This window comes from Polaribacter batillariae (assembly GCF_017498485.1).
GTDB classification, from domain to species: domain Bacteria; phylum Bacteroidota; class Bacteroidia; order Flavobacteriales; family Flavobacteriaceae; genus Polaribacter; species Polaribacter batillariae.
This window is the reverse complement of the sequence record NZ_CP071795.1, coordinates 2,719,808-2,736,095: the sequence shown is the minus strand read 5'-3', so window position 1 is coordinate 2,736,095 and position 16,288 is coordinate 2,719,808. Positions and strand designations below refer to the sequence as shown.

Here is a 16,288-nt window from a genome sequence, read left to right as displayed (position 1 = left end):
TTTTTATTTCATTTTGATTTTCTTACTTTTACCGCCGTTTTAAACTAATCAATTTAAATATAATATATGGAATCAATGATGATTTGGATGCCAATTGCGATGGCAGTTTTAGGTTTAATCTACATGTGGATTAAACAATCTTGGGTAATGAAACAAGATGCAGGTGATGGTAAAATGAAAGAAATTTCAGATTACATTTACGAAGGAGCCTTGGCTTTTTTAAGTGCCGAATACAAATTACTAGCAATTTTTGTAGTAATTGTAAGTGTAGCATTGGCAGCAGTGTCTTTTATTGTACCAACAACACACCTTTTAATTGTTGTTGCTTTTATTTTTGGAGCTATTTTTTCTGCTTTCGCAGGAAATATAGGTATGAAGATTGCAACCAAAACAAATGTTAGAACTACGCAAGCTGCAAAAACAAGTTTACCAAACGCTTTAAAAGTATCTTTTGGCGGTGGAACTGTAATGGGACTTGGAGTTGCTGGTTTAGCCGTTTTAGGTTTAACTGCTTTCTTTATCGCATTCTTTCATTTCTTTATGGGCGGAGTTTGGACAAACACAATGGACATGACTATTGTTTTGGAAACGCTAGCTGGTTTTTCTTTAGGAGCAGAATCTATTGCATTATTTGCCAGAGTTGGTGGTGGAATTTATACAAAAGCTGCTGATGTTGGAGCAGATTTAGTAGGTAAAGTAGAAGCAGGTATTCCTGAAGATGATCCAAGAAACCCTGCAACAATTGCAGATAATGTAGGAGACAATGTGGGGGATGTTGCTGGAATGGGTGCCGATTTATTTGGCTCTTACGTAGCTACGGTTTTAGCCGCAATGGTTTTAGGTAATTATGTGATTAAAGATATGGGAGGAAGCATTGCTGATGCTTTTGGTGGAATTGGACCAATCTTATTACCCATGGCAATTGCTGGTGCAGGAATTATCATTTCTATCATTGGTACCATGTTGGTTAAAATAAAAGACAATAGTGCCAAAGAATCTCAGGTAATGGGCGCTTTAAATAAAGGTAACTGGACTTCTATTATATTAGTAGCACTTTCTTGCTACGGTTTAGTTACTTGGATGTTACCAGAAACGATGAAAATGGAGTTTTTCGGTGAAGGTTTACAAGAAATTTCTTCATTAAGAGTTTTTGGAGCTACCATAGTAGGTTTAATCGTAGGAGCAGTAATATCATCGGTAACTGAATATTATACAGGATTAGGTAAAAAACCAATTTTAAAAATTGTACAACAGTCTTCTACAGGAGCTGGTACAAATATTATTGCAGGTTTGGCAACAGGTATGATTTCTACATTTCCATCAATATTATTATTTGCTGGTGCCATTTGGGCTTCTTATGCTTTTGCAGGTTTTTACGGTGTTGCTTTAGCAGCTTCTGCTATGATGGCAACCACTGCTATGCAATTGGCCATTGATGCGTTTGGCCCAATTTCAGACAACGCTGGTGGTATCGCAGAAATGAGCGAACAAGAACCCATCGTTAGAGAACGTACAGATATTTTAGATTCAGTAGGTAACACAACTGCTGCAACAGGAAAAGGTTTTGCAATTGCTTCTGCTGCTTTAACATCGTTAGCATTGTTTGCTGCTTATGTAACTTTTACTGGAATCGACGGAATTAATATTTTTAAAGCACCTGTATTAGCCATGCTTTTTGTTGGTGGAATGGTTCCTGTTGTATTTTCTGCTTTAGCAATGAATGCTGTTGGAAAAGCTGCCATGGAAATGGTACAAGAAGTAAGACGTCAGTTTAGAGATATCCCTGGAATTATGGAAGGAACTGGAAAACCAGAATACGATAAATGTGTGGCAATTTCTACCAAAGCTTCTTTAAAAGAAATGATGTTACCAGGTTTATTAACTATTGGTTTTCCATTAATTATCGCTTTTGCTCCATTAGCTTTTGGAATGGATACATTAGCCATTGCAGAAATGTTAGGTGGTTATATGGCTGGGGTTACAGTTTCTGGTGTGCTTTGGGCAATTTTCCAAAACAACGCAGGTGGAGCTTGGGACAACGCAAAAAAATCTTTTGAAGCAGGTGTAGAAATCGACGGAAAAATGACGTATAAAGGCTCAGAAGCTCATAAAGCTGCAGTCACTGGAGATACTGTTGGAGACCCTTTTAAAGATACTTCTGGACCATCTATGAACATTTTAATTAAACTTACCTGTTTAATCGGATTGGTAATTGCACCTATTTTAGGAGGCCATACAAATGATGAAGCAGTAATTATAGAAAATGAAGTTCGAGTTGAAATCAAACAAACTTCTGGAGATTTAGCAATGGCAACAATTTCTACCTCTAAAACTGTAGATGGTACAACAACTACAGAGGTGCAAGAAATCCAAGGAACTATCGAAGAAATCGAAAAGAAAGCAAAAGAAAACGGAAAAATTGTTTCTGTAAATGTTCAAAAAAATAAAAAAGTAGAAGTTGTTGTTGAAAGCAAACAATAATTTTTTCTACTCTTTAAAAATAGCTTAAGAAGCTGTCACAAAAGTAGATTTAACTGTTATTTTAAGCATTACTAAAATCAAAAATATATTTTGATTGAGTAGCTAACGAAGTTATCGAAAAATATAAAATACTGAAATTCAGTAAATAAGATTTCTCCATTACAGTCGAAATGACAAATGTTAATACTTTCGAGACAGCTTCTTTTTGTGCCTTTTTATATCTTGTAAACAAAAAAAAATGGGTATTTTTGGTAGAGATCCACTACAAATTATTGTTTTTCAGAGTTATGGAACCAACTCACACTTTTACACTCGAGGAAGAGCGTTACAAGACGAAAAAATAAATTTAGACCAAGAAAATTTTTTCAGTTTATTAATAAACACGTGGAAACGTTTTGAAAGCGATGAAGTTAAAAATACAGCAATTACGATTACATTACCCAATAATTTCAAAATAAATACAGTTACAGACAGTGCTGGTTATTTTATTGTTGATAAAAAAATAGAAAATCTTTCTAACTTAGCAAATGAGGAAGGTTGGCTTCATTTTGAAGCTTCTTACAGCAATGAAAATGTAGGAAGAGCCATCAATAATAAAAACAGGTTTCCAGGAGAATTACTAATTCCTGCTGAAAATGCAGCTTTTGGGGTAATTAGCGATATTGATGATACCATTTTACATACAGGAGTCGTTTCAACTTTTAAATGGAGACTTTTAGTGAATACTTTTTTTAAATCTCCATCCAAAAGAAAAGCCTTAGAAGGTGCAGCAAACTTTTATAATTTATTACACCTAGGAAAAACTGGTAAAAACGCAAATCCAATTTTTTACGTAAGTCATAGTCCTTGGAATTTATACCGATATTTAGAAGTTTTTTTAAAGAAAAACAACTTTCCTAAAGGAGCTATTTTACTAAGAACCTTTGGAAATATATTTCAGAAAAAAACACCCAAAACAAAACCTCAAAAACAAAAAGAAATTGTAAATATTTTAAAAACATATACCAACTTATCTTTTATTTTAATTGGAGATGCTGGCGAATATGATGCAGATATTTATATAGAAATTGTAAAATTATATCCAAATAGAATCAAAGCCATTTATTTGCGAAGTGTAAAACATGTAAAAAAAATGGCAAGAATAAAAAAATTGATTAAAAATTATTTCGATACCCCAATTTTAATCGTTCATTCAAGTGAAGAGGCCATTGAACATGCGAAAAAACACGGTTTTATAAACACGAGATGACTTTTCTTCATTTAATCTTACTTTTAAAAAGTACTGCTTTTTTTACTTATAACGTGAGTTCGATTTAAAAAACACTATTTATCAAATAGTTATGTATCTTTTTTAAAAAAACAACTGTCATTTCGACCTCATGGAGAAATCTTAGATTAAAGATAAGATTTCTCAACTACACTGCGTTTCGTTCGAAATGACAATATACTGATTTTTAAATAGATATTATGAATATTATCGAACTCACGTTTACAGTAATTTTAAATTATAAACGGTATAAAAATCGTTAACAAGAGTTTAAACCAACTTCAAACAATTTTACCGAACGTTTGGTAATTAAATTATTTTACTTACATTTGTGCTATGAGACCACAAAAAATATTAGATATAGAAATCTTAACAGGTTTAACTGAAGTTTTTCGTTCTAAAGGGTATGAAGGTGCTAGCCTAAAAGAATTATCGGAAGCAACAGGTTTAAAAAAAGCAAGTCTATATCATAGATTCCCTAATGGAAAACAAGAAATGGCTGATGCCGTTTTAAATCATTTAAGTAATTGGGTTAAGGACAATGTGTTTCAATCGCTCTTAGATAATAATGTCGAACCTAAAATGAGGTTAAAAAACGGATTGTTAGCAATTCGGACTTTATATAATGGTGGAAAAGCAACGTGCATTTTTAGAGCGCTTTCTATGAAAGCTGGGTTCGACCTATTTGACCAACAAATAAAAAATGGAATGAACGAATGGCTTTCTTCTTTTAAAGAAGTGGGAATCGCATTAAAGCTCAGTCCTAAAGAGGCTCAACAAAAAGCTTTACAAGTACTAATTGCCATACAAGGTAGTTTAATTGTAACTAAAGGCTTAGGAGACATTTCAGTTTTCGAAAATACTTTGCAAAATATTGAGTATAATTATTTACATGAATAAAAAAATTTTCAATTAATTTTACCGAATGTTCGGTAATTAAATATACTAATTATGAAAAAATATCCATTGCCTCCTTTTAACGAAGAAACGGCAAAACAAAAAATTCAAATCGCAGAAGACGCGTGGAATAGCAAAGACCCTGTAACAGTGTCTATGGCATATACCGAAGATACCGAGTGGCGTAACAGAACTCTTTTTATCAATGGGCGCAAAGAAGTTCAAGAGTTTTTAAAAAACAAATGGATTAACGAACGTAACTATAAACTTAAAAAGGAACTCTGGAGCTTTAGAAATAATCGCATAGCTGTTCGATTTGAATATGAATATCTAAATAAAGAAGACAAATGGTATAGGGCTTATGGCAATGAAAATTGGGAGTTTGATGAAAACGGATTAATGCAAAAACGCTATGCAAGTATAAACGATTTAGAAATAAAAGAATCTGAACGAAAACTTTAAACACATAATATAATGAAGAAATTGAACCTTATTTATCTATTGCTATTAATGCTAATCGTTTCCTGTCAAGAAAAATCAAATACAACAAAAAATAAAGAAATATCTACAGTAAAAACCGAAAAGAAAAGACACCCAATACATTATAAAACATTATATGTCGATGGTGTAAACATTGCTTATAGAGAATCTGGAGATACTAAAAATCCAACATTAGTACTTCTGCATGGTTTTCCATCTTCCTCACATCAGTATAGAAAAGTATTAAATCAATTATCGGATGAATTTTATTTAATAGCGCCAGACTATCCTGGATTTGGGAATAGTGATTTTCCTTCGATAAAAGAGTATGAATATACATTTGATAACATTGCTGAAACTATTAATTCATTTTTAGAATTAAAAGGAATCCGTTCGTATGCATTAATGATTCAAGATTATGGCGCACCCATTGGTTTTAGAATAGCTACTGCACATCCAGAAAGAGTAACCGCAATAATTAATCAAAATGGTAATGCTTATGAAGAAGGACTTGGAGAGGCTTGGAAAGGAGTTAAAGCCCTTTGGACCAATAGAAATGAGAAAACAGAAAATGCATTATTGCCGGTTTTTTCTCTGGAAGGTTTAAAGTGGCAATATACACATGGCACTAGAAATCCTGAAAATATAAATCCAGACACATGGCATTTAGATTATTTAAGAATGTCTAGACCAAATGCCCACAAAATGAACTTAGATTTGTTTTACGATTATCAAAATAATTTAAAATTATACCCAAAATGGCAGCAGTATTTAAGAGCTAATCAACCACCATTATTGATTGTTTGGGGAAAAAATGATGCCTTTTTTCCTGAAAGTGGTGCAGAAGCCTTTAAAAAAGACGTAAAAAATATAGATTATAATATTTACAACACAGGACATTTTGCTTTAGAAGAAGATGGAGATAAAATTATTTCCAAAATAAGAAGGTTTATGAAAAAAACATTGAAATAAATAGCCAGTTGAGAGCAAAAAACTGATGCTTTTTCTTGTTTGAAACCAACCTGAGTTCGATGTAAATTACCTTCTAATACTCGTTATGTAAGACATTACCTAAAATCAAATACAAATATTTAAAATTCTAGTTTATACGACTGTTCTTAACTGTAATCGAAATAACAAATATTTGATTTTAAAATAACGATGATGTACTTTATAGAAGACACTTTTTATATCGAGCTTAGGTTTTAAATAATAGAAATAAATCATAAAGCCCTACTCTAAAATTTTAATAAAATCTTCGAAAGCTACATAATAAGGTTGGTCTTTAAAAACCGGGGCTTCTACACTTTCCGCATTTGCGATTCCTACTCCTGCAAACCAAACTTTGGCGTTTTGCTTTTTTGCATGTTCTTTAAAGGTTTCCATCCATAAAACATCGTAATCACTAGGGTTTTGTATATTATTGGTCGCCTTTACCAAAACAAAAATGGTCGGTTCGCCTTTTTTAAACAAAACAAATTGTGGGTGCCTTTTTAAAGTACTATTGATGGCTTGAAATTCGTAACCCATTTTTTCGAGCTTTTCTCCTACGATATTCATTGCCAAATTGTGCAATTCTTGGGCTGTTAAAACTTGCATTACTGTTTTTATTTTTTCTTGTTTCTTTTGTTGTAATTTTTATCGCCACGAGTTTTTGGCTTCTTGTATTTCTTCGCAATTTCTCTTCTGTAAGAACCACCTTGGTTGGTTTTACGATTCTTTTCACTTTTTTCGTGAAAAGCTGGCCCAGGAACATATTCTAAACCCGTTCTGTTTCTAGAAATTCCTTGATCTTCTCTTGGGCGTTCATCTTCGGTTAATAATTTCGAAATTTCAACTTCTTCTGGAAGTTCCAAAATAGGAATTTCGTAATTCATTAATTTCTCTATTTCTTTTTTACTTTCCTGTTCTTTTTCCGTAGAAAATAACATCGTTTTTCCTGCTTTTTCTGCACGACCTGTTCTACCAATTCTGTGCATGTAATTTTCAGGAAAATTTGGCGTATCGAAATTAATTACATGCGAAACATTATCGAAATCTAAACCACGAGCCATTACATCTGTAGCTAATAAAATTCGGTTTTTTCCTTCATCAAACTGTCTTATGGAACGTACTCTGTAATTTTGTGTTTTATTGGAATGTATTACACACATTTCATCATTAAACACCTCTTCTAAATGTTTAAATAACAAATCTGCAGTTCTTTTAAATCCAACAAAAATCAACACTTTGTTGTAGGTTTCTTTGTCTTTTAAAAGATGATGTAATAAGTTTACTTTGGTAAAAAAATTAGGAACATTATAAGCAACTTGTTCGATATTATCTAATGGAGTTCCACTAACTGCCACCGAAATTTTCTCGGGATTTTTAAAGAAATCGTATATTAAGTGATCTACATCTTCTGTCATTGTAGCAGAAAATAAAATGTTTTGTCTTCTTTCTGGAAGAATATCAAAAATATTCATCAGTTGAAAACGAAAACCCAAATCTAACATTACATCTACTTCATCAATAACCAATTTCTGAATCGATTTTAACTTTAAAGCATTGCTTAATCCTAAGTCGTACAAACGACCTGGAGTGGCTACAATAATATCTTGCCCTTGTAAAATGGCTTGTTTTTGCGTGTTTATGTTTGTACCTCCATAAACCCCCAAAACACGAACATTAATATATTTTGCTAATTTTTCAATTTCATCTACCACTTGCAAAACCAACTCGCGAGTTGGCACTAAAACCAAAATTCTTGGGTGTTGTTGTTTCGAAAATTTTAAATCTCGAAGAATTGGCAGCATGTATGCAAAGGTTTTTCCTGTACCTGTTTGCGCAATTCCTACTACATCTTTTCCCGATCTCACTACAGAAAATGCTTGTTCTTGAATTGGGGTTGGTGTCTTAAAACCCAAATCTTCAATTGCGTAATGGAGTTGTTTAGATAAGTCTAAATCTTCGAAAATCATTATACTAAATTTTGTGCAAAGGTACGTTAAAGTTTCAAGTTTACCTTTCTAAGTTTAGCATTCAGAAAATAACGATAATAAAGAAGAATACTGCAATAATTTAGTAGTTTTGTAGGTACAGAAATACTTGTTTTTAATGATTACAGATACGCACACACATTTATATTCAGATCAGTTTGATGAAGATAGAGAAACCATGATAAAACGTGCTAAAGAAGTAGGAATTTCACGCTTTTTTATTCCAGCAATAGATGCTTCTTACACGCAAAAAATGTTAGATTTGGAGAAGAAATATCCATACGATGTGTATTTAATGATGGGGTTACACCCAACTTCTGTAAAAGAAAACTATTTAGACGAATTGGCGCACGTTCGTAAATGGATTGATAAAAAAGAATTTTATGCCATTGGCGAAATTGGTATCGATTTGTATTGGGACACGTCTTTTCTTGTTCAACAACAAGAAGCTTTTAGAACACAAATTCAATGGGCAAAAGAAAAGAAATTACCCATTGTAATCCATTGTAGAGATGCTTTTGATGAAATTTTTGAGGTCTTAGAAACTGAAAAAAGCGACGATTTACATGGAATTTTCCATTGTTTTACAGGAACTAAAGAACAAGCCGAAAAAGCAATTTCTTACAATATGAAATTAGGAATTGGTGGTGTTGCCACTTTTAAAAATGGTAAAATTGATAAATTCTTACATGAAATAGATTTGCAACACATTGTTTTAGAAACAGATGCACCCTATTTAGCGCCAACTCCATACAGAGGAAAAAGAAATGAGAGTGCTTATATTACTCATATTATTGATAAATTAGTAGGTATTTATAACCTTTCTTTTAAAGAAATTGCGGAAATTACCACACAAAATTCAAAAGAAGTTTTTAATACTTAAAAAATGAAAAAACCTTTACTTACACTACTTTTATTAGTTATTATTTATAATTTTAATGCGCAAGACTACAGAAAGTATTGGACAGATGGTAATCTTAATTGGAACGATTTTCAAGCAAAACCAACTAAAAATGTAGCTTCTCATTTAGCTTATGTTTTATTATATCAATCCGATAAAAAGGTAATAAACAACATTACTTATTATGGAATTTTCTCTGATGCTTATGTAGATAAATCTTTATCTTTTGTAAATAATAACATTAAAGATGCGTATCATTTAAAATACAACCAAGTAATTTTTAATCTATTAGAAATTAAAAAAAGAGAATTACAAAAAAGAATTTATAATCTTGATAATGTTTACGAAATCAATTCTTTGTTTAGCGATTCTAAAAGTCAGTTAGAACGTAGAATTTTAGATTTTCAAGAAGAAGGTAATTACGGAATACAAAAAGAAGTTACAGACAATTGGCTTGCAAAAACAAACCTAGAATTACAATCTTCGAACTCGTTTGAATTACCTGATTACAGAAAAAGTAATTGGACCTATGGTTTATATGGAGGGTTAGATTTTGGTTTATATGGAGGTAAATACAAGGAAATTTTTAACAATACAATAGCTTTAAGTTTAGGGTTTGAGTTTTCTTATAAAAAAGTTTTTATGGGATTAAATATGACTTTTACCAACAGTAAATTAAATAACAATTTAGTTGATAATTCGTTTATAATTCCCGAAGCAGAAAGAAGTACAATTGGACTTTTTAATGCATATTTTGGATATCCTGTTTATGAAACCGAAAAATTTAGAATTATGCCATTTGCTGGCTATGGAATCACAGTTTTTGGAGAAGTAGGAGAAGATAAAAACAAAGAGGAAACAACAAAAGGAACCTCTATTTTTGGATTAAATTTTGATTTCAAAAACAAGAAAACAGTTAATTTTATTCCTACAATTTTCAATTTAAGAGATGAAGGAAATAGCTATTTTAGAGCACGAATATTTTTAAGTAACTCTAATTTTAATCAAAATTTAAAAGGGTATATTTTAAATTTGGGAATCTCTTATGGGATTGAAGGCAGAATCTTATCAAAAAAATAACTTGCAAACGCAAACAACATACTATAAAACACCTATTGGCACTGCAAAAATTGTGGGAGATTTCAACGGAATTCAAGCTGTTTCTGTTTTAGATAATGACGAAGTTTCTGAGGAGCTTTTCAAAAAAGAAACTCCCAAATGTTTACAAGATTGTGTGCAACAATTAAAAGAATATTTTAATGGAGAAAGAACCCATTTTAACTTAACTATCAACCCAAAAGGAACTACTTTTCAGAAAAAAGTTTGGAAAGCATTGTTGGAAATTCCTTATGGAAAAACAAGAAGTTATTTAGAACAAAGCAAAGCTTTGGGCGATGTAAAAGCCCTAAGAGCTGTGGCTTCTGCAAATGGCAAAAATCCTCTTTGGATTGTAATTCCCTGCCACAGAGTAATTGGTTCAGATGGAGCTTTAACAGGTTATGCAGGTGGCATTTGGCGAAAAAAATGGCTATTAGCCCACGAAAATCCTGTAAAACAGCAATCACTTTTTTAAACCATTTTTTATTTCGTACATTAAAAAACCTATTTTTACGTTAGGTAGCTATAGTTTTGCATGTATCAAAAAATAATTTTACTAATTTTACTTTTTGTTGGGTACTCTATCCAAGCACAAACGATTTCTAAAGATTTTAGGTCGAAGAAATTTCTCATTCAAAAAGATACGGTTCAGTTTGATACTGTTTCTGTAAACTCTCAACAATTTAAAGTTTTAAATTCTTTTTTAAAGCCAATAACACCCACTGAATATAAAGTAGATTTTAGCAAAGCAACTTTAATTATTAATCCCAAAAAATATCCAGAAATTACCGTTGAATATTTTCGGTTTCCAGATTTTGTAACAAAAACCTACACTTCTTACGACGAAAGTTTTATTCTACCAAATGGCGTAAATACAGGAAAATTATACAGTTTAACCACCAATAAAAAAACTTCGGAAATTAAATTGTTCGACGGTTTGCAAACCAAAGGTTTTATTACAAGAGGCGTTACAGCTGGTAATAACCAAAATGCGGTAACCAATGCTGCTTTAGACTTAGAAATTTCTGGAAAATTATCAGAAGAAATTACTTTAAGAGCCAATATTTTTGATACCAATATACCTCTACAAGAAAATGGATATTCGCAAAATATTACAGATTTCGATCGTATTTTTGTAGAAATGCATCATAAAAAATGGCGAGTAAAAGCAGGCGATATTTCTTTACAAAATAACAAAAGTTACTTTGCGCCTTTTGTAAAGCAAGCGGCTGGTTTAGAGGTAGAAGCCCATATTACCAACAATTTAAAAGTAGGTGCTTCTGGAGCAGTTGTTCGTGGTAAATACAATAATTTTAAAATTGTTGGTGTAGAAGGCAACCAAGGTCCGTATAAAATTTTCGGAGCAAATAACGAACCCGCCATTGTAATTATTGCTGGTAGTGAGCAAGTATATATCAATGGAATTAAAATTGAAAGAGGAGAAAACAAAGACTATACAATCGATTATAATTTAGCAGAAATTACTTTTAATACCACTTTTCCAGTTACAAACGACATGCGAATTACGGTAGAATTTCAATATTCAGACAGAAATTATACGCGTTTTGTAACCTACGAAAATGTTTCTTACCAGTCTGAAAAACTAAAAATTAACAGTTTTTTTTATAGTGAAAACGATGCAAAAAACCAGCCTTTGCAACAAGCTTTAACAGACGAGCAAAAACAAATTTTAGCGAATGCAGGTAATAATACCAATTTAATGTTTGCAGAAAGTGCTTTTATAGATGCTTTTGACGAAAATAAAATTCTTTATAAAAAAGTAACCAATGGTGCTGTAGAAAATTTCGAATATTCTACAGACGCTAACGACCAATTGTATTTTGTAACATTTACAAATGTGGGTACCAATAATGGAGATTATACGATTTTAAGAAGTACAGCAATTGGTAATATTTTTGAATATGTAGGCCTAAATCAAGGAAGTTACAATCCAATAATTCGTTTAATTCCGCCCACAAAATCGCAAGTTTTTGTGCTAAAAACCGATTACGATTCTACAAAAAAAACAAAACTGACTTCAGAAATTGCGGTAAGCAATAACGATGCTAATTTATTTTCGAATTTAGATAATAATCAAAATACTGGAATTGCAGTAAAAATGGGTTGGGAACAACTTTTAATAGATAAAAATTGGCAACTAACAAGTAAAATAAATCACGAATTTGTACAACAAAATTTTAAAACTCTACAACGTTGGGAAACCATTGAATTTAATAGAGATTGGAATGTATTAACAAATAATGGTACTAAAAATTACTTTCAAACAGCATTATTACTACAAAACAAGAAAAAAGATTTTTTTTCTTATCGATACAACAACTTAAATTATGCAAACCTTTACAATGGTAACAAGCACCAATTAAAATCTAAAATGTCTTTTAATAAGACCTCTTTTTTTGTAGATGGAAGCTTTTTAACAAACACCTCTACTTTAGAAAACAACTCTTTTTTACGAGCAAAAGCAAGGGTAGAACATTATTTCTCTAAAAGTTGGGTAGGTGGTTTTACAAACTTAGAAACCAACAGTAGAAAAAATATTGCTACAGGTAGTTTTATAAATACCAGCCATCGTTTTAAAGAATTCGAGACCTATTTTGGTGTTGGCGATACTGCCAAAGTGTTTGCAAAAATGGGGTTTAATTATAGAAATAACGACAGTATAAAGTCGAATATTTTTACCGAAATTAACAATAGAAAAACCATTTATATCAACAGTAAATTAATTCAAAATAAATCTACAAATTTAAGCGTTTTTGCAAATTACAGACTTACAGAAAATCAATTTTCAGAAAACGAAAAATCATTAAACTCTAAACTGGTTTTTAACAAACGATTGTTTCACAATTTTTTATTTTTGGGTACAACTTACGAAACTTCCTCTGGAAATGTTGCAAGACAAGAATACGTGTATGTAAAAACAGAGCCTGGTTTAGGGTATTATACTTGGATAGATTACAATAACGACGGAATTCAAGATTTCGACGAATTTGAAGTTGCAGAGTTCCAGGACCAAGCAAATTATTTACGTGTTCCCAAACCCAACATCCGTTTTATTGCCACTCAAAGAGCCAAATTTAAACAATCTATTAACTTAAATTTTAGCCAATGGAATGTAAAAAAAGGAATTAAAAAATTTATCTCTCATTTTAACAACGAGAGCTTTTTAAGTGTAGAAAACGAACAAATACGTATTGGAAACTCCTTTAACTTTAACCCGTTTAATTTTGATAAAAATAAATTAATCGGTTTAAATTTAAGCTATAGAAATAGTTTGTACTTTAATAAAAATCTGCAGAAATACAGTGTAACTTATACGTATGGAAACTTAAGAAACAAGCAACAATATTTTATTGGAAGCCAAGAAAACAAAACCCATTTACATCAGTTAAATTTTGCGCACAAATTTGCCACTTTTTGGGTTGGCGAAATTATGGGAAAAGTTTCTGAAAACGATTTACAAACCGAAAATTTTAACAATAGAAATTATTTTATAAAAGCCCAAGAAATTCAACCTAAAATAAGTTTTTTATACAATCGAAATAATAGACTAACCGCTTTTTACCATTACAAAAATAAACAAAACACATTGGCCGATTTCGAAGTCTTACATCAGCAAAAATTTGGATTGGAGTACTTTTTCATCAGCAGTAAAAAAAACCAAATAACCGCCAATGCAAATGTGTTTTTAAACAATTTTAAAGGCAATACAAATACACCTGTGGCTTACCAAATGCTAGAAGGTTTGCAAGCCGGAAAAAATTATACTTGGAACCTGTTATTTTCTCAAAAAATAAATTCTTTTTTAAACCTAAATTTAAATTATTTAGGAAGAAAAAGCGAGAACTCGAAAACCATTCATACAGGAAGCGTACAGTTAAGAGCTATTTTTTAACACATTTCGTAACTTAATTTTTGATACATTTGCTAAACAACTCAAAAAAATAATATTATGAAAAAAATCTCTTTACTGTTATTGTTCTTCGCAATTACTTTTAACGTTATCGCACAAGATAAAGAGGAAGAAGTGTATCCACAAGACGTAGGTAAAAAAACAGAAATTAAACTAAATGCTTTAACACTTTTAGCTGGAAAATGGATTGACCTTTCTTACGAAAGACTAATTGACGAAGAATCTTCTTATGGTATTTCTGGAGCCTTAAATACAGATACAAGTAAAAACAGCTTACACTATTCTTTAACACCATTTTACAGACGTTATTTTTCAGAAAAATTTGCTCGTGGTTTTTTTATTGAAGGCTTTGGGATGCTTTTTTCTGCTGAAGATAGAGGTGCTTTTAGTAATAATAGTCACAAAACTGAAACTGGCTTTGCATTTGGAGTTTCTGTTGGTGGAAAATGGGTTTCTAAAAAAGGTTTTACAACCGAATTATTACTAGGAGTAGGAAGAAATATGGTAAATAGCAACTATAATGATACTGTTGGTAGAGCTGCTATTTCTGTTGGTTACAGATTCTAAGCAATTTAAAATTTGTATTTTTGTTAAGTATTTAAAATAATAAAAATGAAAAAATTACTTTTAATATTTGGCCTTTTGGCAAGCGCTATAGGATATTCTCAACAAGAAGTAAAATTAGACATTGCAGATGCATTGGTTATGAGAAGTTTAGAGTTTTCTTACGAGAATTATATAAATACAGAAAACTCTTTTGGTGTTTCTGCTCTTTTTAATTTAGCAAAACAAGATATTGATTTTAGATATAATGAAAACACCATGATTACTCCATTTTTTCGTCATTATTTTACTTCGGAAGCACAGTGGAATTTCTTTGGAGAAGCTTTTTTAGGTATAAATTCTGGAAAAGCGGAAGTTGAGGTTAGTGGAAATACACAGTTACAGAAATATACAGATGGTGCTTTAGGTGTTGCCATTGGAACCAAATATACCTCTAAAGGTGGTTTGGTAATTGACGTTTATGCAGGTCTTGGTAGAAATCTTTTTGGCTCAGAATCTCCATTATTAGTACCTAGAGCAGGCGTTAATGTTGGTTGGAGATTTTAAATTACAGCCCTTTATAGATAAAAAGAGGCTATCGCAAAAGTAAATTTAACTGTCGTTTTAAGCATTACTTTCAATCAAAATATATTTTGATTGAAAGTAGTTGGCAATAATTAAAAAAACAAACAAAAATGAAAAAGATAAACCTTATGATTATAGCACTATTTTTAGTAACTAGTATTTTTTCACAAAATGAGTTTTCATTGAGAATGGATTTTGCAAAAGCTTTATTTGGTGCTTATCAATTAGAAGTTGAATATGAAAAGAACGAAAAAAAGTCATATGGAATTGGAATTATATATTTTGACTATGGCTCATCAATTCTAATAAATGATAATTCAGCAAATCAAAAAGCATTTGGATTAAGTCCATTTATTAGACATTACAATAAAAGTAATAGAGAATCCTCTTCATTTTACCAAGGAACGTTAAGATATGTGAATTTTACAAATTTTAGTCCTAAATCAGAAGGTTCAAGAAAAAGTCTAATTGCTATGGATTTTGTTTATGGATATCAATTTAAAGTTAGTAATATATTTTATCTTGAACCAAGTATTGGAATTGGAGCCTTAAGAAATTTAAATTTAGAAAATAAATTTTTTCTAACTCCATATCCGATTGTAAATTTTAATGCATCTTTCAAATTATAAAAATAAATTTAAAAAAAAGTATCTCTTTTATTATTTTATGTTTATTAATTCAAATTGTAAATGCTCAAGAAATTGAATTAACTGAAAATATTACTTTTAAAATAAGAAAAATAAAATATAAGAAAACTACAAGAGGTGGAACTGGATGGGTTTTTTCTCCAAAAAGTTATAAATATATTATAATCGATACAGATTTTTATGGGAAAAGTGAAAAAGGGAAAAACTTCCACTATTTGAAATGGGATTTGAAACAGCAAAAGAAAAATATAAAGTTAGACCTTTCTCTGACGTAAGTTCTGAATACGTGAAAGGATTTTATTTTAAAATCAAGAAAAAGAAAAACAGGAATTTGTATATTGTTGTAGATGATGACTTTGAAAATGGAATTTTATATTTTAAGGATAAAAAAATATTAAAAATTTCAGTAGAAAAAGATTCTAAAGAAGGGAAATACGAAGTACTAAATAAATAGAAAATAACTATTGCCAACAAAGTACT

Annotated in this window: 15 protein-coding genes; 13 read left to right on the top strand and 2 right to left on the bottom strand. The window is 30.8% G+C overall.

The annotated features are described in order from the left end of the window. The first annotated feature begins 66 nt into the window (after positions 1-66). The 5 genes from JL193_RS12120 (at position 67) to JL193_RS12100 (ending at position 6,097) form a co-directional block, all read left to right on the top strand. Complete coding sequence (locus tag JL193_RS12120) at positions 67-2,481, top strand: sodium-translocating pyrophosphatase (RefSeq protein ID WP_207971046.1); 2,415 nt, start codon at positions 67-69, stop codon at positions 2,479-2,481. Between the two features lie 238 nt (positions 2,482-2,719). Next, positions 2,720-3,730, top strand: coding sequence for an App1 family protein phosphatidate phosphatase (locus tag JL193_RS12115; protein ID WP_207971045.1), 1,011 nt, complete (start codon positions 2,720-2,722; stop codon positions 3,728-3,730). Positions 3,731-4,084: 354 nt separating this feature from the next. Beyond that, positions 4,085-4,648, top strand: coding sequence for a TetR/AcrR family transcriptional regulator (locus JL193_RS12110; RefSeq protein WP_207971044.1), 564 nt, complete (start codon positions 4,085-4,087; stop codon positions 4,646-4,648). Positions 4,649-4,699: 51 nt separating this feature from the next. Then, a complete protein-coding gene (locus JL193_RS12105; protein ID WP_207971043.1) occupies positions 4,700-5,107 on the top strand; it encodes a nuclear transport factor 2 family protein in 408 nt (135 codons plus the stop codon). 12 nt (positions 5,108-5,119) lie between these two features. Continuing rightward, positions 5,120-6,097: an alpha/beta fold hydrolase gene (locus tag JL193_RS12100; protein WP_207971042.1), complete on the top strand. Its 978-nt coding sequence runs from the start codon at positions 5,120-5,122 to the stop codon at positions 6,095-6,097. Between the two features lie 261 nt (positions 6,098-6,358). Here the strand turns inward: JL193_RS12100 and JL193_RS12095 are convergent, their stop codons facing one another. Together JL193_RS12095 and JL193_RS12090 are read right to left on the bottom strand one after the other, a co-directional pair. Further along, positions 6,359-6,724 carry a DUF8840 domain-containing protein gene (locus JL193_RS12095; protein ID WP_207971041.1) on the bottom strand — a complete coding sequence of 122 codons (366 nt, stop codon included), beginning with the start codon at positions 6,722-6,724 and terminating at the stop codon, positions 6,359-6,361. Between the two features lie 8 nt (positions 6,725-6,732). Beyond that, on the bottom strand, positions 6,733-8,085 hold the full coding sequence (locus tag JL193_RS12090; protein WP_207971040.1) for a DEAD/DEAH box helicase: 1,353 nt from the start codon (positions 8,083-8,085) through the stop codon (positions 6,733-6,735). Between the two features lie 136 nt (positions 8,086-8,221). On the opposite strand from JL193_RS12090, the gene JL193_RS12085 reads away from it, so the two are divergent. The 8 genes from JL193_RS12085 (at position 8,222) to JL193_RS12050 (ending at position 16,262) form a co-directional block, all read left to right on the top strand. Then, complete coding sequence (locus JL193_RS12085) at positions 8,222-8,986, top strand: TatD family hydrolase (RefSeq protein WP_207971039.1); 765 nt, start codon at positions 8,222-8,224, stop codon at positions 8,984-8,986. Positions 8,987-8,989: 3 nt separating this feature from the next. After that, positions 8,990-10,084, top strand: a complete 1,095-nt coding sequence (locus tag JL193_RS12080) for a hypothetical protein (protein WP_207971038.1) — start codon at positions 8,990-8,992, stop codon at positions 10,082-10,084. After that, positions 10,050-10,577, top strand: coding sequence for a methylated-DNA--[protein]-cysteine S-methyltransferase (locus JL193_RS12075; RefSeq protein WP_207971037.1), 528 nt, complete (start codon positions 10,050-10,052; stop codon positions 10,575-10,577). Before JL193_RS12080 ends, JL193_RS12075 begins: the two co-directional genes overlap by 35 nt. A 60-nt stretch (positions 10,578-10,637) precedes the next feature. Next, on the top strand, positions 10,638-14,015 hold the full coding sequence (locus tag JL193_RS12070) for a DUF8818 domain-containing protein (RefSeq protein ID WP_207971036.1): 3,378 nt from the start codon (positions 10,638-10,640) through the stop codon (positions 14,013-14,015). 57 nt (positions 14,016-14,072) lie between these two features. Further along, positions 14,073-14,600, top strand: a complete 528-nt coding sequence (locus tag JL193_RS12065; protein WP_207971035.1) for a DUF3575 domain-containing protein — start codon at positions 14,073-14,075, stop codon at positions 14,598-14,600. Between the two features lie 45 nt (positions 14,601-14,645). Continuing rightward, the gene (locus tag JL193_RS12060; RefSeq protein ID WP_207971034.1) at positions 14,646-15,143 is read left to right on the top strand and encodes a DUF3575 domain-containing protein; all 498 of its coding nucleotides are present in this window, start codon (positions 14,646-14,648) and stop codon (positions 15,141-15,143) included. A gap of 128 nt (positions 15,144-15,271) precedes the next feature. Then, the gene (locus JL193_RS12055; RefSeq protein WP_207971033.1) at positions 15,272-15,790 is read left to right on the top strand and encodes a DUF3575 domain-containing protein; all 519 of its coding nucleotides are present in this window, start codon (positions 15,272-15,274) and stop codon (positions 15,788-15,790) included. A gap of 238 nt (positions 15,791-16,028) precedes the next feature. Then, positions 16,029-16,262: a hypothetical protein gene (locus JL193_RS12050; RefSeq protein WP_207971032.1), complete on the top strand. Its 234-nt coding sequence runs from the start codon at positions 16,029-16,031 to the stop codon at positions 16,260-16,262. The last annotated feature ends 26 nt before the right edge of the window (positions 16,263-16,288 follow it).